Here is a 14839-nt window from a genome sequence, read left to right as displayed (position 1 = left end):
ACAGATTTCATCAATGCATGAAATCATACCATTTTTATTCATCATTTTCACATCCTATGGTCCGGGTCGTTCCCCATTTCCAAGGCGAAAACCATGGTAACGACCCACAATCTCGGTTTCCCGCGCATCGGCGCCAAACGCGAACTGAAGTTCGCCCTGGAAGCCTATTGGAAAGGCCAGAGTTCCCGCTACGCGCTGATCACCACGGGCGCTGATCTGCGAGCCCGCCACTGGCGTGACCAGGCAGCCCTTGATCTGGTGCCTGTGGGCGATTTCAGCTTCTATGACCAGATCCTGGATATGAGCTTCACGCTGGGCAATCTGCCGGAACGGGTGCGCGGCTTCCATGGTGATACGCTGGACAACTATTTCCGCGTTGCGCGGGGCCGTTCGGCGGCGGGCGGTGATGGTCACGCCGGTTGCTGCGGCGGTGTCGCCGCCGGGGAGATGACTAAGTGGTTTGACACCAACTATCATTATATCGTCCCCGAATTCGACGCCGATACAAGCTTTACCCTGGATGCGTCGCGCCTGCTGGAACAGGTTGCCGAAGCACGCGCCCTGGGCGTGCCGGCCAAGCCGGTGATCGTCGGCCCCGTCACCTATCTGGCCCTGGGCAAGACCAAGGATGGTTCCGACAGGCTTTCCCTGCTGCCACGCCTGCTACCCGTCTATGCCGAACTGCTGCGGACCCTGGCCGGCCAGGGCGTGGAATGGGTGCAGATCGATGAACCGATCCTGGTCACCGACCTGGACGCGGCGTGGGGCAAGGCCTTCACACAGGCCTATGCCGCCCTGAAGGACAGTGGCGTCAACCTTTTGCTGGCGACCTATTTCGGCGAACTGCGCGAAAACCTGACGCTGGTTGCCGGTCTGCCGGTCCAGGGCATCCATCTGGATGCCATCAATGCCCGTGAGGAGGTTGAGGCGCTGATCCGCGCCGTGCCGGATGACCGGGTGATCTCCCTGGGCGTCGTCAATGGCCGCAATATCTGGAAGACCGACCTGACGGCGGTGCTGAACTGGCTGGAGCCGGTGGCCCGGCGGCTGGGGCAACGGCTGTGGATCGCGCCTTCCTGTTCCCTGCTGCATGTTCCCGTCGATCTGGCGGGGGAGCGTAAGCTGGATGAGGAAGTGAAATCCTGGCTGGCTTTTGCAGTCCAGAAATTGGCCGAAATCGATCTGTTGGCCACGGCCCTGCGCCGGGGGCGTGATGCGGTCGCGGCGGAACTGGCCGCCAATGCAGGCGCCATCGCCGCACGCCGTGCGTCGGCGCGTGTCAACGACCCGGCAGTGAAGGCTGCCGTGGCAAGGATCGATGCCGCGATGGGCCGGCGCAAGGGCGGTTTTGCCGACCGCACGGCCAAACAGCAGGCTCGCCTGAACCTGCCGCTCTATCCCACCACCACCATCGGCTCCTTCCCGCAGACCAGGGAAATCCGGCTGTCGCGCAGCGCCTTCAAGGCTGGCACCCTGGATCTGCAAGGCTATCAACAGGCCATGCGGCAGGAGATCGAACGGTCGGTGCGCGAGCAGGAGGCCCTGGGCCTGGACGTGCTGGTTCATGGCGAGGCCGAGCGCAACGACATGGTGGAATATTTCGGCGAACAGCTGGACGGGTTCACCTTCACGCAAGGAGGCTGGGTCCAGTCCTATGGCTCGCGCTGTGTGAAGCCGCCGATCCTGTTCGGCGATATCAGCCGCCCGCGCGCCATGACATTGGACTGGATCATCTACGCCCAGTCGCTGACGGCGAAGCCGATGAAGGGCATGCTGACCGGTCCGGTCACCATCCTGAACTGGTCCTTCGTGCGCGACGACCAGCCGCGATCCCTGTCCTGCTATCAGCTTGCCCTGGCCATCCGCGCAGAGGTGCTGGACCTGGAAAAGGCCGGGATCGGCATCATCCAGATCGATGAGGCGGCCCTGCGCGAAGGCCTGCCGCTGCGGCGGTCGCAATGGGGGGAATATCTGGCATGGGCGGTGGAAAGCTTCCGCATCACTGCCAACGGGGTGGCGGATGACACCCAGATACACACCCATATGTGCTATTCGGAGTTCAACGACATCATCGCCGCCATCGCGGATATGGATGCCGATGTCATCACGATCGAGACGTCACGGTCGGACATGGAACTGCTGAACGCCTTCGACAGTTTCAACTATCCCAACCAGATCGGTCCCGGCGTCTACGACATCCATTCGCCGAACATCCCGACCGAGGCCCAGATCATCGACCTGATGACCAAGGCGGCCCAGCGCATCCCCGCCGAACGGCTGTGGATAAACCCCGACTGCGGCCTGAAGACGCGCCAATGGAGCGAGGTTGTGCCAGCCCTTGCCAGCATGGTTAATGCCGCCCGGACCCTGCGCACCCAGGCGGCGTGACGGGGATGAAGGATGGTCCCAGTTGGCTGGGGGCCATGGGGTGAGGGTCAGCTGTACCGTTTATCCAGCGCATCCCAATGCGGTTTGCCGACAAGGCGCTGACGTTCAGCGAAAGGGGTGACGAGGCCACCGGCCTCCGTCACCTCCCGTTCATCACGCAGCACGGTCAGCGCCTTTTGCATGCCCATGACCGCGCCCTGCAGGGCGGCATTGGCGTAAAGCACGATGCCATACCCAAGACCCGCCAGTTCGGTGGCGTTGAAGATCGGGGTCTTGCCGCCGATGACCATGTTCATCAGTTGCGGGCGGTCCAGCCGTTGCGGCAGGGCGCGGACCTCCTCCGCCTTCGTCACCGCCTCCACGAACAGGATATCGGCCCCGGCCTCGGCAAAAAGCTGGGCGCGTTCCACCGCCGCCTCGAACCCGTGCACGGCGGCGGCATCGGTGCGGGCCATGATCAACAGGTCGGGGTCGCGACGCGCATCGACGGCGGCCTTGATCTTGGACACGGCCTCCTCGATAGAGATCACATCCTTGCCGTTGAAATGGCCGCAGCGCTTGGGCGCCACCTGATCTTCCAGCTGGATACAGTCGGCGCCAGCCCGCTCCAGCGTGCGGACGGTGTGATAGACGTTGAGCGCATTGCCGAAGCCGGTATCGGCATCGACCAGCAGCGGCACGTTGACCGTGTCGCGGATGCGGGCGGTGTGGTCGGCGATCTCGGCCAGACCCATGAAGCCCTGGTCGGGCATGCCGAACCACATGTTCGTGACGCCGGCCCCGGTGACATAGATGGCTTCAAAGCCAAGATCCTCCACCACCTTGGCGGACAACGCGTTGAAGGCACCGGGGACGATCACGCCGCGCCGGGCTTCCACCAGGGCTTTGAGCTGCTTGCGGGTAGACATGGCTTTTCCTTCAATCATTCAAATATGCGGGCGGGGACGCGCACCCAGCCTTCCATCAGGATGCGGGCGCTGCGGCTCATCACCGCCTTGGTCACCTGCCATCGGCTATCAATCAGGGCCGCTTCGGCCCCGACGCGCAGGGTGCCGGACGGATGGCCGAAACACACTTCATTGCGGGTGCCGCCGCCCGCCGACAGATTGACCAGGGTACCGGGAATGGCAGCCGCGGTCGCGATGGCGACCGACGCGGTGCCCATCATGGCATGGTGCAGCTTGCCCATCGACAGGGCGCGGACCAGAAGGTCGATCTCACCCGCCTGCACGGCCTTGCCGCTGGAAGACACATAATCGGCGGGCGGGGCGATAAAGGCGATCTTGGGCGTATGCTGGCGGCGGGCCGCCTCACCCGCGTCGCGGATCAGGCCCATGCGCAGGGCGCCGACGGTGCGCAACGCCTCCATCCGGGCCAGCGCCTCCCGGTCCTTGTTGATGTCACCCTGCAATTCCGTACCGCGAAAGCCGATATCGGCGGCATTCACGAAAATCGTGGGGATGCCGGCATTAATCAGGGTGGCATTCAGCCGCCGCCCCTCAAAGTCCAGCTCATCGACAGGGTTCCCGGTTGGGAACAGGGCATCGCCCGCCTCCGCCGGGTCCAGGAATTCCAGCACGATCTCTGCCGCCGGAAAGGTGACGCCATCCATCATGAAACCGCCGGTTTCCTGCACCTTGCCACCAGCGACAGGCACATGGGCGATGATGCTCTTGCCGATATTGGCCTGCCAGATACGCACCGTGCAGATGCCATCCTCCGGGACAAGCGCAGGGTCGATCAGGCCGGCATGGATGGCAAAGGCACCCGCTGCCGTGGACAGGTTGCCGCAATTGCCCGACCAGTCGACAAAGGCACTGTCGATGGCGACCTGACCGTAGAGATAATCCACATCTTGGCCGGAACGCGTGCTTTTCGACAGGATCACGCATTTACTGGTGCTGGAGGTGGCGCCGCCCATGCCGTCGATCTGCTGACCATAGGGGTCGGGGCTGCCGATCACCCGCAGAAACAGGCGGTCGCGGGCAGTGCCCGGCACGCGGCAGGGTTCCGGCAGGTCGTCCAGCCGAAAGAATACGCCCTTGCTGGTGCCGCCGCGCATGTAGGTGGCGGGAATGCGCACCTGGGGGGTGTCCGACATCAGACCGCCTCCTTCTGCAGGTTCTGCGCGGCCAGGAAATCCTGGGCAAAGCGCTGCAGAACACCGCCCGCCTCATAGATCGACACTTCTTCTTCGGTATCCAGACAGCAGGTGACCGGAACCTCCATCCGTTCCCCGTTGCGGCGGCGGATGGTGAGGGTCAGGTCGGCACGGGGCCGGCGGTCGCCCGCGACATCGTAAAGTTCCGTGCCATCCAGACCCAGGGTCAGGCGCGTCGTGCCCGGTTTGAACTCCACCGGCAGGACGCCCATGCCGATCAGGTTGGTGCGGTGGATGCGCTCAAACCCCTCGGCCACGATCACCTCCACCCCCGCCAGCCGCACGCCCTTGGCGGCCCAGTCGCGGCTGGATCCCTGGCCGTAATCGGTGCCGGCGATGATGATCAGGGGGTGGCGACGGTCCAGATAGGTCTCGATCACCTCCCACATCCGCATGACCGTGCCGTCGGGTTCCAGACGAGCCAGCGATCCCTTTTTTACCACCCCATCTACGACCGCCATTTCATTGACCAGCTGTGGGTTGGCGAAGGTGGCGCGCAGCGCAGTCAGGTGGTCGCCGCGATGGGTGGCGTAGGAATTGAAATCCTCCTCCAGCACGCCCATCCGCGCCAGATATTCGCCGGCGGCGGAATGGGCCAGGATGGCGTTGGACGGAGACAGATGATCGGTGGTGATATTGTCGGGCAAGATGGCCAGCGGCCGCATATCCTTCAACGTCCGGGGATGGGCGGCCAGTGCCCCAATCCCATCCTTATCCCAGTAGGGGGGGCGGCGGATATAGGTCGATTGCGGTCGCCAATCATAAAGCGGGCTGACCTTCGTGACCGCTTTCCGGCCCGCGCCGAACATGGGTTCATAGATCTGCCGGAACTGTTCGGGCCTGACACTGGCGGCCACGACGGCATCAATCTCCGCATCGCTGGGCCATAGGTCCTTCAGCGTGACCGGATTGCCATCGGGGCCGGTACCCAGCACATCCCGTTCAATATCGAAACGCACCGTGCCGGCAATCGCATAGGCGACGACCAGCGGCGGCGAGGCCAGGAAGGCCTGTTTCGCATAGGGATGGATACGGCCATCGAAATTGCGGTTACCGGACAGAACGGCGGTGGTGTACAGGTCGCGTGCCACGATCTCACGCTGGATGGCCGGGTCCAGCGCGCCCGACATGCCGTTGCAGGTGGTGCAGGCATAGGCGACGATTCCGAAACCAAGCCTCTCCAGCTCCGTCAGCAGGCCCGCCTCTTCCAGATAGAGCCGCGCCACCTTGGACCCCGGTGCAAAGGAGCTTTTGACCCATGGCTTGCGCAGCAGTCCCAGGGCATTGGCCTTGCGGGCCAGCAAGCCGGCGGCCACCACATTGCGCGGGTTGGACGTGTTGGTGCAACTGGTGATGGCCGCGATGATGACGGCGCCATCGGGCAGCAGCCCGCCCTGTTCCTGTGCTAATGCCTGGCCAAGGTTCCCGGCGATGCCGCGTTCAGCCAATGCCGTGGTCGGCAGATGCCGGTGTGGATTGGACGGGCCGGCCATGGCGCGGACGACACCTGACAGGTCGAATTCCAGAACCCGTTCATATTCCGCCGTCCGCAGGGCATCCGCCCACAGGCCCAGCGTCCTGGCATAGGTTTCGACCAGCGCCAACTGTGCCGGTTCCCGCCCGGTCAGGCGCAGATAATCGATGGTCTGCCGGTCGATATGGAACAGGGCGGCTGTGGCGCCATATTCAGGGCACATGTTGGAAATCGTGGCCCGGTCGCCGATGGACAGGCCATCCGCCCCCTCCCCGAAGAATTCCAGCCAGGCACCAACCACGCGCGCACCGCGCAGAAAGGATGTCAGCGCCAGGACAATGTCGGTGGCGGTGATGCCCGGCTGGCACTGTCCCGTCAGCCGGATGCCAACAATATCGGGCAACCGCATCATCGACGCGCGGCCCAGCATCACCGTTTCCGCCTCCAACCCGCCGACGCCGATGGCAACAACGCCCAGCGCGTCCACATGCGGGGTGTGGCTGTCAGTGCCGACACAGGTGTCGGGAAAGGCCACCCCGTCGCGCACCTGGATGACGGGTGACATCTTCTCCAGATTGATCTGGTGCATGATGCCGTTGCCGGCGGGGATCACGTCGACATTCTCGAACGCGTGCCGTGCCCATTCGATGAAATGGAAACGGTCCTCATTGCGCCGGTCCTCTATGGCGCGGTTCTTGGCGAACGCGTCCGGGTCGAAGCCGGCATGTTCCACAGCCAGTGAATGATCGACGATCAGTTGTGTCGGCACCACCGGGTTCACGCGCGACGGATCACCCCCCTGTTCCGCGATAGCATCGCGCAGCCCCGCCAGATCGACCAGCGCCGTCTGGCCCAGAATGTCGTGACAGACGACACGGGCCGGATACCAGGGGAAATCCATGTCCCGCCGCCGCTCCACCAGTTGACGCAGGGCTGCGGTCAGCAGGGATGGATCACAGCGGCGCACCAGCTGTTCGGCAAGGATGCGGGAAACATAAGGCAGACCCGCCCACGCCCCCGCACGGATGGCGTCCACGGCGGCAGGCGCATCGAAATAGTCAAGCCCGGTACCGGGCAGCGGTTTGCGATAATCACTATTCATGGCACTTCCGATCTTAAACCAGCCTGTGACGGTACGGTCAGGACCGCTGGTCCAGGGGTACGAAGGCGCGGTCTTCAGGGCCGACATAATTAGCGCTTGGCCGGATGATGCGGTTGTCGAGGCGTTGTTCGATGATATGGGCCGCCCAGCCGGAGGTGCGGGCGATCACGAACAGGGGCGTGAACATCGCCGTGGGCACGCCCATCATGTGATATGAAACGGCGCTGAACCAGTCCAGGTTCGGGAACATCCGCTTCACGTCCCACATCACAGCCTCCAGCCGGGCGGCGATGTCAAACATCTTGGTGGAACCCGCTTGCGTGGAAAGCTGGTGGGCCACCCGCTTGATGATTTCATTGCGGGGGTCGCAGACGGTGTAAACCGGGTGACCGAAGCCGATCACCACCTCTTTACGCTCTAGCCGCGCGCGGATATCGGCTTCCGCCTCGTCGGGATTGTCGTAGCGCTTCTGGATTTCGAACGCCACCTCGTTGGCGCCGCCATGCTTGGGACCACGAAGGGCGCCGATGGCGCCGGTCACGGCGGAATACATGTCTGATCCCGTGCCCGCGATCACCCGGCCTGCGAAGGTCGAGGCATTGAACTCATGCTCAGCATAAAGGATCAGGGATGTATGCATCGCCCGCTCCCACAGCGCGGATGGCTTCGTACCATGCAGCAGATGCAGGAAATGCGCGCCGATACTGTCATCATCGGTATCGACATCGATGCGCTTGCCATTCGTGGACCAATGATACCAGTAGAGCAGCATCGACCCCAGCGAAGCCATCAGCCGGTCGGCAATGTCACGCGCGCCGGGGATGTTGTGATCATCCTTTTCCGGCAGGGCACAGCCCAGGGCCGAGACGCCGGTACGCATGACATCCATCGGATGCGCCGATGCGGGCAGGCATTCCAGCGCCTGCCGGACATTGGTCGGCAGGCCACGCATGGCGCGCAGCCGGGCCTTGTAGGCTTTCAGCTCCGCCGCCGTCGGCAGCTTGCCATGGATCAGCAGATGGGCCACCTCCTCGAACTCGCACCGCTCCGCGATTTCGAGGATGTCATAGCCCCGATAATGCAGATCATTGCCGGATTTGCCAACGGTGCAAAGGGCAGTATTGCCGGCCGTGACACCCGACAGGGCCACGGATTTCTTCGGCTTGAACGCGGATACGGTCTCGGCCACTGCTGCACTCATGGGGCGTTTCCTGTTCTTGATGTGCGTGATGGCGCATCATCGCGGGAACGCCCCCGTCTGGTGAATGGCTGAAATGGTGAATATCCGCCGCGAAAAACCTGTTAATCGGTGAATGTTGTGAAGGCGCCCCTCATGACGGCTTGGACGCAACCCGCCATGCCGCCAGGGCCGCGATGGCCAGTGGTACCGCATAGATCAGGAACAGCATGCCGCGATCGGTACCGTTCTGCATCAGGTAACCCGCCGCCAGCGGACCCAGGATGGCGCCGCTGCGACCCACGGCCATGGCGGTGCCGATGCCTGTGGTGCGGATTTCCGTGGGATAAAGCTGTGCCGCCATTGGGTAGAAGGCGTTGAACCCGCCCTGTACCAGCACACCCAGGACCAGGATGGTGGCGAAGGTTGCCATGATCGGCAGGGAGACCCAGCCGAACAGCAGCATCGCCAGGGTCGCAGCACCCAGGAACCCAGGGATCAGCCGGTTCAACGGCAACCGGGTCGCCAGAAGGCCGATGCCCGCACTGCCGATGAAAGCGCCGATATTGAAGGTGGCACCCGCCATGATGGCCTGATCCAGCGGCAGGCCGGCATTGACGGCGATGCGGGGGATCCAGCTGATCAGGAAGTAAAGCCCGGCCCAGCCCATGGTCATACCCAGCCACAAGGCGGGGGTGGAGCGGGCCAGATGCCCCTCGAACAGGGCAGACAGTTTCACCCCACGCTTGGCCGACAGCGGCGGCGCTTCGTTCAGGGCCGGCTGACCCAGTTTCTCCAGAAGACGGTTCATGCGCGCCAACCGGTCGGGCGCATCCTGTTTGGCCAGGAACTGCAATGATTCCGGCATCAGCCAGGCGACAACCGGCAGGATGATGACCGACAGCATGCCCGATCCGACAAACAAAGGCTTCCAGCCATAGGCCTGGATCAAGACGGCGGACGCAAAGCCCGTGATGATGGCCCCGATTGGCCAACCGGCCTGCAGGAACGCAACCCAGAAGCTGCGCAGCCGGGCATTCGAGAATTCCGAGGTTATGGAGGCCATGGAGGCCAGGATGGCACCGATACCCACCCCCGTCAGCACCCGCCAGACGGCCAGCATCACCATGTCATGGGCCGTGGCCGCCAGCAGCATGCCGGAACCGATCAGGGTGATGGCGATCAGCACCACCTTGCGCCGGCCGATCATGTCGGCCACCGGCCCCATCAGCATCGATCCGAAGGCCGTGCCCAGCAGGCTAGCCGTCAGCACAATGCCCAGCGCCCCATCCTTCAGCCCCCATTCCTGGGCGATGACTGGTGCCGCATAGGTCAGCAGCACCACATCCACCCCGTCCAGCAGGTTCAGGACAAAACAGAGCAGCACCACGATCAGGCGCGTGCGCCCCATGGGAGCCGCCTCCAGGGCGGCGACACGCGCCTGGAATTCGGCGCTGGCCCGGTCGGTCTTGTGGCCCGGCTTGTTCGACATTCTTTTCCTCCCTGCACCGCGCATGGCCTTCTATCGGGCCACTCCGCTTTGCTTATCCCAGCATTGCCTTGAAATCCGCCCCCATGTCACCGGCATTCGGTTCGATGCCGGTAAACAGCTGGAAGGCGCCCACCGCCTGGAACAAGGCCATGCCGCCACCATCCAGCGTGCGGCAGCCAAGCTGGCGGGCCGTGCGCAGCAGTTCCGTCTCGATGGGGAAATAGATGATCTCCGCCACCCAGAGGTCGGGGCGCAGCAGCCCTTGTCCCACTGGCAGGCCCGGATAGTCGGCCATGCCGCGCGGCGTGGTGTTCACCAGACCATGGGCGTGGGGCAGCACCGCATCCGGTGACTGCACGGCCCTGGCGCGCCCTTCCCCGAACAGGCTGTTCAGACGGTCAGCCAGCTCCGTGGCCCGCGCCAACTGCACGTCGAAGATCGACAGGCGTTCGGCACCCAGCCGTAGCAACGCATAGCCGACGGCGGCCCCGGCCCCACCCGCACCCAATTGCACCACATGGCGCAGATCGGCATCAGGCAGGCCACGCCGGAACCCCTCGGCGAAACCCCACCAGTCGGTATTGTGGCCAGTCTTACGCCCGTCCTTCAGGACGACAGTGTTGACGGCACCGATGGCGGCGGCTTCGGGTGACAATTCGTCCAGCAGCGGGATCACCGCCTGCTTGCAGGGGTGGGTGATGTTCAGGCCGTTGAAGCCGAACCGCTGCGCGCCCGCCACCAGATCGGGCAAGGCCGTCACATCCAGACCCAACTGTTTCAGGTCGATCAGGCGATAGACGTAGCGGAGGCCCTGACGCGCCCCCTCCTGTTCATGCATGCGCGGTGTCAGGGATGCCTGTATCCCCGACCCGATCAGGCCCGCGAGGATGGATTTCCCGCTCATGATGGGCTGTTCCCCAGGCTGTTGCCGAGAAAGGTGAGGGCGGCCAGATATCCATCGGCACCAAGGCCGCAAATGACACCCGTCGCCGCCAGCGAGACGTAGGAATGGTGGCGGAAGGCTTCCCGCCGGTGAATGTTGGTCAGATGCACCTCCACCACCGGAACGGCGCAGGCCAGCAGCGCATCCATGATAGCGACCGAGGTGTGGGTGTAGGCGCCGGGATTGATGATGATCCCCGCCGCTTGCCCGCGCGCCGTGTGGATCCAGTCGATCAGCGCGCCTTCATGGTTACTCTGCCGGCAGATGACCGACAGGCCCAGCGACTGCGCATGCTGGCGGCAGCTATCCTCGATATCGGCGAGGGTGCGGCGACCGTACTTTTCCGGCTCCCGCGTGCCCAGCAAATTCAGATTGGGCCCGTTCAGGATGTGAACAGGCTTTCGTTCCACAGGGTCCGGCAAAATTCCCCCCTGCGCCCGGTGAGAGGCGGTGTTTGTCGTTGATCGGCCCATGGGATTGGCCGTTGCGTGAATGTGTACGAAATAGTACGTTCACGTCAAGGCACGTCTTTCAACGACCCGATAATCAGCAGCAATCACGAGAAGGGAGGGGCATATGGAACGGGCGGAATTGCCGACCGGCGGCCTGGCCAAATCCATCGCGACCGTGTCGATCAGTGGCACCCTGACCGGCAAGCTCGAAGCGGCGGCGGCGGCCGGGTTCAGCGGTGTCGAGATTTTCGAGAACGACCTTCTGACATTCGATGGACGCCCCGCCGATGTGCGGCGCATCGCGGCCGATCTGGGTCTGACCATCACCATGTTTCAGCCCTTCCGCGATTTTGAGGGCATGCCCGGCACCCTGCGCACCCGCACCTTCGAACGGATGCTGCGCAAGTTCGATGTGATGGCGGAACTGGGTACCGACCTGCTGCTGGTCTGTTCCAACGTCTCGCCGCAATCGCTGCCGGAACGCGGGCGCATCGTGGATGATTTCCGCGACCTGGGCGAACTGGCCGCAGCGCAGGGGTTGCGCGTGGGGTATGAGGCGCTGGCCTGGGGTCGGCATGTGCATGATCACCGCGACGCCTGGGACATTGTCCACCGTGTCAACCATCCGAATATCGGCCTGATCCTGGACAGTTTCCATTCCCTGGCCCGCAATGTGCCCATCGACAGCATCCGCGACATCGATCCGGCCAAGCTGTTCATCGTGCAGATTGCCGACGCCCCGCGCCTGGACATGGATCACCTGTACTGGAGCCGGCATTTCCGCAATATGCCGGGCCAAGGCGACCTGCCCATCACCGATTATGTGAAGGCGCTGATCGCCATAGGCTATCGCGGGCCGCTGTCGCTGGAGATTTTCAACGACCGGTTCCGCGCCGGCTCCGCCTCCGGCATCGCCCTGGATGGCTATCGCTCGCTGAAACTGGTGGAGGATGAGGCGCTGGCCCGGCTAAAGCGGCCCGCCACCATGCCTCCGCGCATTGATGTGCGTGGCGTAGAATTCATCGAATTCGCCGCAACGGAGGAAGAGGCGGGGCCGCTGGGCGCCATGCTGGCCACCATGGGTTTTGAACCGGTGGGGCGGCATATCAGCAAGGCCGTCACCCGCTGGCGTCAGGGCGACATCAACATCGTCCTGAATGGAGAGACGGAGGGCTTTGCCCACAGCCATTCCATCGTGCATGGCGCGTCAGTCTGTGCACTGGCCCTGCGGGTGCATGATGTGCCGGCGGCGCTGGACCGTGCCGACAGCCTGCGCATCCCCCGCTTCGCCCAGGCCGTGGGACCGGGGGAAATGGATATTCCCTGCGTGCGCGGGGTGGGCGGCAGCCTGATCTATTTCATCGAGGACGGGACCCAGGAACAGGTCTGGCGCAATGACTTCGTGCCGCTGACAGAGGTGCCGGTGCCCGGCGTTGGCCTGAGCCGCATCGACCATATCGCCCAGGCCATGGGGTATGAGGAATTTCTGTCCTGGCTGCTCTATTATTTCGCGCTGTTCGACGTGACCAAGACGCCGCAGCTCGAAATCGCCGATCCGCTGGGCATCGTCCATAGTCAGGCGATCGAGAATGGCGACCGTTCGTTCCGTGTGACTCTGAACGGCTCTGCGGCGGCACAGACCCTGACATCGCGCTTCCTGAACCATTATCTGGGTGCGGGCGTGCAGCATGTGGCGCTGGCCACCGGCGATATATTTGCGACCGCAAAGGCGTTGCAGGAACGCGGGCTGGAACGCCTCCCCATCCCGCGCAATTACTATGATGATATCGAGGCGCGGTTCGGCCTGGACCCCGATCTGGTGGAACGGATGGCGGCACATGACATCCTCTATGACCGGACCGACGAGGCGGAGTTCTTCCAGCTTTACTCCCGCGCCTTCGCGAAACGCTTCTTCTTCGAATTCGTGGAACGGCGCGGGTACGACGCGTACGGCGCCGCCAATGCCGCTGTCCGACTGGCGGCGCAGTCCCGATTCAACACCGACACCGTTTATTGAAGGCGCGGAACAGCGCCCACTAAAAGCAACAGAATCACGGAGGAAACATGTCCATCTGGTCCCGCCTGCTGCTGGGCGTTGCCTGCCTGTCCCTGCCCGTTATGGCATCCGCCCAGACCGTGAAGGTCGATGGCGGTGTGATTGAGGGCAAATTGCTGGACAGCGGCGTCAACGCCTTTCTGGGAGTGCCGTTCGCCGCCCCGCCCCTGCGCGATCTGCGCTGGCGCCCGCCGCAGCCGGTACAGGGCTGGAACGGTGTGCTGCATGCCGACCGTTTCGCGCCCATGTGCCTGCAACCCATGCGTGGTTCCACCATCAACCATTATTTCGGGCATGAGGCGATCAGCGAGGATTGCCTGTACCTGAATGTCTGGGCACCTAAAGAACCGGCGCCGGCGGGCAAGCCCTATCCGGTGATGGTCTGGATCTATGGCGGGGCGTTCAATGTCGGCTCCGCCAGCATGCCCAACTATTCCGGGGAGTTTCTGGCAAAGCAGGGCGTGGTCTATGTCGCCCTTTCCTACCGTGTCGGCACGCTGGGCTTTCTGGCCCATCCCGAACTGACGGCGGAAGGCGGGGGACATTCCGGCAATTACGGGCTGATGGACCAGATCCAGGGTTTGCGCTGGGTCCGCGACAATATCGCGGGCTTTGGTGGCGATCCCGGCAATGTCACCCTGGTGGGGCAATCGGCGGGATCGATGTCCATCGGCCTGCTGATGGCCAGTCCGGAGGCCAAGGGCCTGTTCCACCGTGCCGTGGGGATGAGCGGAAGCCCGTTCAGTGCCCTGCTGCCGCCCATCCCGCTCGCCGATGCGGAGGCGGACGGCAAGCGGTTGCAGGACGCGCTGAAGGCCGGCTCCCTGGCCGACATGCGCGCGGTGGCCGGCGACCGGATCATCGCCACGCCCTTGCCCCGCCGCTCCCCCATCGTTCTGGACGGCAAGGTGCTGCCGCTGCCGGCCGATCAGGCGATGAAGACGGACGGGCATAGTGACGTGCCGGTGATGATCGGCTTCACCCGCGATGAAAGCTTCCGCACGCTGGGCAGTGCCACTGATCTGCCCGCCTATGAGGCGCTGATCCGGCAATCCTTCCCCAGCGTCGCAGACAAAATACTGAAGGCCTATGCCGTCAAGGATACAGGCGGCATTTCCCGCGCCATCACCGATATCCAGCGTGACGCCACCGTGGGCCGCCAGGTCGCGGCCTGGGCACGCGCGCAGACGCAGCCGGCCTATGTCTGGCTGTTCACGCGCCGCCATCCCTACACGCCGGGCATCCGCTTCGCCGACCATGATCCGGCGACCGTGGGCGCCTATCATACCGGCGACGTGCCTTATTGGCTGGGTACGCTGAACGCGCTGAACCTGTTCCGCCGCACCCGCGACTGGGAACCGGTGGATATGGACCTCGCCACCCAGATGCAATCCATGCTGCTGTCCTTCGCCAAGGGAGCCGCCCCGTCACCCGACTGGCCGCGTTTCGATCCGAAGAAGCCGCGCCTGATGGAACTGGGCGAACAGGTGCGGGTGGCGGACTGGCCGCACTATTCCACGTTGGACCTGCTGGCCGGGTGGGAAGCACCACCCCCGCCCCCCGCCAGCACGCCGCGCGTGCGGGATTGAGGGAG

Annotated in this window: 10 protein-coding genes; 3 read left to right on the top strand and 7 right to left on the bottom strand. The window is 63.9% G+C overall.

Annotated features, from left to right (window positions below; all coding sequences use genetic code 11):
• The first annotated feature begins 93 nt into the window (after nucleotides 1-93).
• Entirely contained in the window at nucleotides 94-2388 is a 2295-nt protein-coding gene (gene metE, locus ACT6Q8_RS10140) for a 5-methyltetrahydropteroyltriglutamate--homocysteine S-methyltransferase (protein WP_444732310.1), read from the top strand.
• Between the two features lie 47 nt (nucleotides 2389-2435).
• On the opposite strand, the gene ACT6Q8_RS10135 is transcribed toward metE, so the two are convergent.
• From ACT6Q8_RS10135 to aroQ, 7 genes are all read right to left on the bottom strand, one after another.
• The gene (locus tag ACT6Q8_RS10135) at nucleotides 2436-3296 is read right to left on the bottom strand and encodes an isocitrate lyase/PEP mutase family protein (protein WP_054166354.1); all 861 of its coding nucleotides are present in this window, start codon (nucleotides 3294-3296) and stop codon (nucleotides 2436-2438) included.
• A gap of 14 nt (nucleotides 3297-3310) precedes the next feature.
• Entirely contained in the window at nucleotides 3311-4489 is a 1179-nt protein-coding gene (gene prpF / locus ACT6Q8_RS10130; RefSeq protein ID WP_444732311.1) for a 2-methylaconitate cis-trans isomerase PrpF, read from the bottom strand.
• Nucleotides 4489-7125: a Fe/S-dependent 2-methylisocitrate dehydratase AcnD gene (gene acnD / locus ACT6Q8_RS10125; protein ID WP_444732312.1), complete on the bottom strand. Its 2637-nt coding sequence runs from the start codon at nucleotides 7123-7125 to the stop codon at nucleotides 4489-4491. Before acnD ends, prpF begins: the two co-directional genes overlap by 1 nt.
• A 37-nt stretch (nucleotides 7126-7162) precedes the next feature.
• Complete coding sequence (gene prpC / locus ACT6Q8_RS10120) at nucleotides 7163-8326, bottom strand: bifunctional 2-methylcitrate synthase/citrate synthase (RefSeq protein ID WP_444732313.1); 1164 nt, start codon at nucleotides 8324-8326, stop codon at nucleotides 7163-7165.
• 130 nt (nucleotides 8327-8456) lie between these two features.
• Nucleotides 8457-9794 carry an MFS transporter gene (locus ACT6Q8_RS10115; protein ID WP_444732314.1) on the bottom strand — a complete coding sequence of 446 codons (1338 nt, stop codon included), beginning with the start codon at nucleotides 9792-9794 and terminating at the stop codon, nucleotides 8457-8459.
• 52 nt (nucleotides 9795-9846) lie between these two features.
• The gene (locus ACT6Q8_RS10110) at nucleotides 9847-10698 is read right to left on the bottom strand and encodes a shikimate dehydrogenase (protein ID WP_054166351.1); all 852 of its coding nucleotides are present in this window, start codon (nucleotides 10696-10698) and stop codon (nucleotides 9847-9849) included.
• Nucleotides 10695-11159, bottom strand: a complete 465-nt coding sequence (gene aroQ, locus ACT6Q8_RS10105) for a type II 3-dehydroquinate dehydratase (protein WP_444732315.1) — start codon at nucleotides 11157-11159, stop codon at nucleotides 10695-10697. Before aroQ ends, ACT6Q8_RS10110 begins: the two co-directional genes overlap by 4 nt.
• 154 nt (nucleotides 11160-11313) lie before the next feature.
• Between aroQ and ACT6Q8_RS10100 the strand changes: the two genes are divergently transcribed.
• Both ACT6Q8_RS10100 and ACT6Q8_RS10095 read left to right on the top strand, forming a co-directional pair.
• A complete protein-coding gene (locus ACT6Q8_RS10100) occupies nucleotides 11314-13206 on the top strand; it encodes a bifunctional sugar phosphate isomerase/epimerase/4-hydroxyphenylpyruvate dioxygenase family protein (RefSeq protein ID WP_444732316.1) in 1893 nt (630 codons plus the stop codon).
• 47 nt (nucleotides 13207-13253) lie between these two features.
• Nucleotides 13254-14834, top strand: a complete 1581-nt coding sequence (locus ACT6Q8_RS10095; RefSeq protein WP_444732317.1) for a carboxylesterase/lipase family protein — start codon at nucleotides 13254-13256, stop codon at nucleotides 14832-14834.
• Nucleotides 14835-14839 lie beyond the last annotated feature (5 nt).

The sequence above is a fragment of the Niveispirillum sp. genome, assembly GCF_052437035.1.
Classification (GTDB): domain Bacteria; phylum Pseudomonadota; class Alphaproteobacteria; order Azospirillales; family Azospirillaceae; genus Niveispirillum.
The sequence above is the reverse complement of the archived record's forward strand: the minus strand, read 5'-3'. Positions and strand labels throughout refer to the sequence as shown.

Excerpts from the sequence above, each read along its gene's own strand:
- metE (WP_444732310.1), top strand. The coding sequence starts at position 94 with ATGGTAACGACCCACAATCTCGGTTTCCCGCGCATCGGCGCCAAACGC.
- ACT6Q8_RS10135 (WP_054166354.1), bottom strand. The coding sequence starts at position 3,296 with ATGTCTACCCGCAAGCAGCTCAAAGCCCTGGTGGAAGCCCGGCGCGGC.
- prpF (WP_444732311.1), bottom strand. The coding sequence starts at position 4,489 with ATGTCGGACACCCCCCAGGTGCGCATTCCCGCCACCTACATGCGCGGC.
- acnD (WP_444732312.1), bottom strand. The coding sequence starts at position 7,125 with ATGAATAGTGATTATCGCAAACCGCTGCCCGGTACCGGGCTTGACTAT.
- prpC (WP_444732313.1), bottom strand. The coding sequence starts at position 8,326 with ATGAGTGCAGCAGTGGCCGAGACCGTATCCGCGTTCAAGCCGAAGAAA.
- ACT6Q8_RS10115 (WP_444732314.1), bottom strand. The coding sequence starts at position 9,794 with ATGTCGAACAAGCCGGGCCACAAGACCGACCGGGCCAGCGCCGAATTC.
- ACT6Q8_RS10110 (WP_054166351.1), bottom strand. The coding sequence starts at position 10,698 with ATGAGCGGGAAATCCATCCTCGCGGGCCTGATCGGGTCGGGGATACAG.
- ACT6Q8_RS10100 (WP_444732316.1), top strand. The coding sequence starts at position 11,314 with ATGGAACGGGCGGAATTGCCGACCGGCGGCCTGGCCAAATCCATCGCG.
- ACT6Q8_RS10095 (WP_444732317.1), top strand. The coding sequence starts at position 13,254 with ATGTCCATCTGGTCCCGCCTGCTGCTGGGCGTTGCCTGCCTGTCCCTG.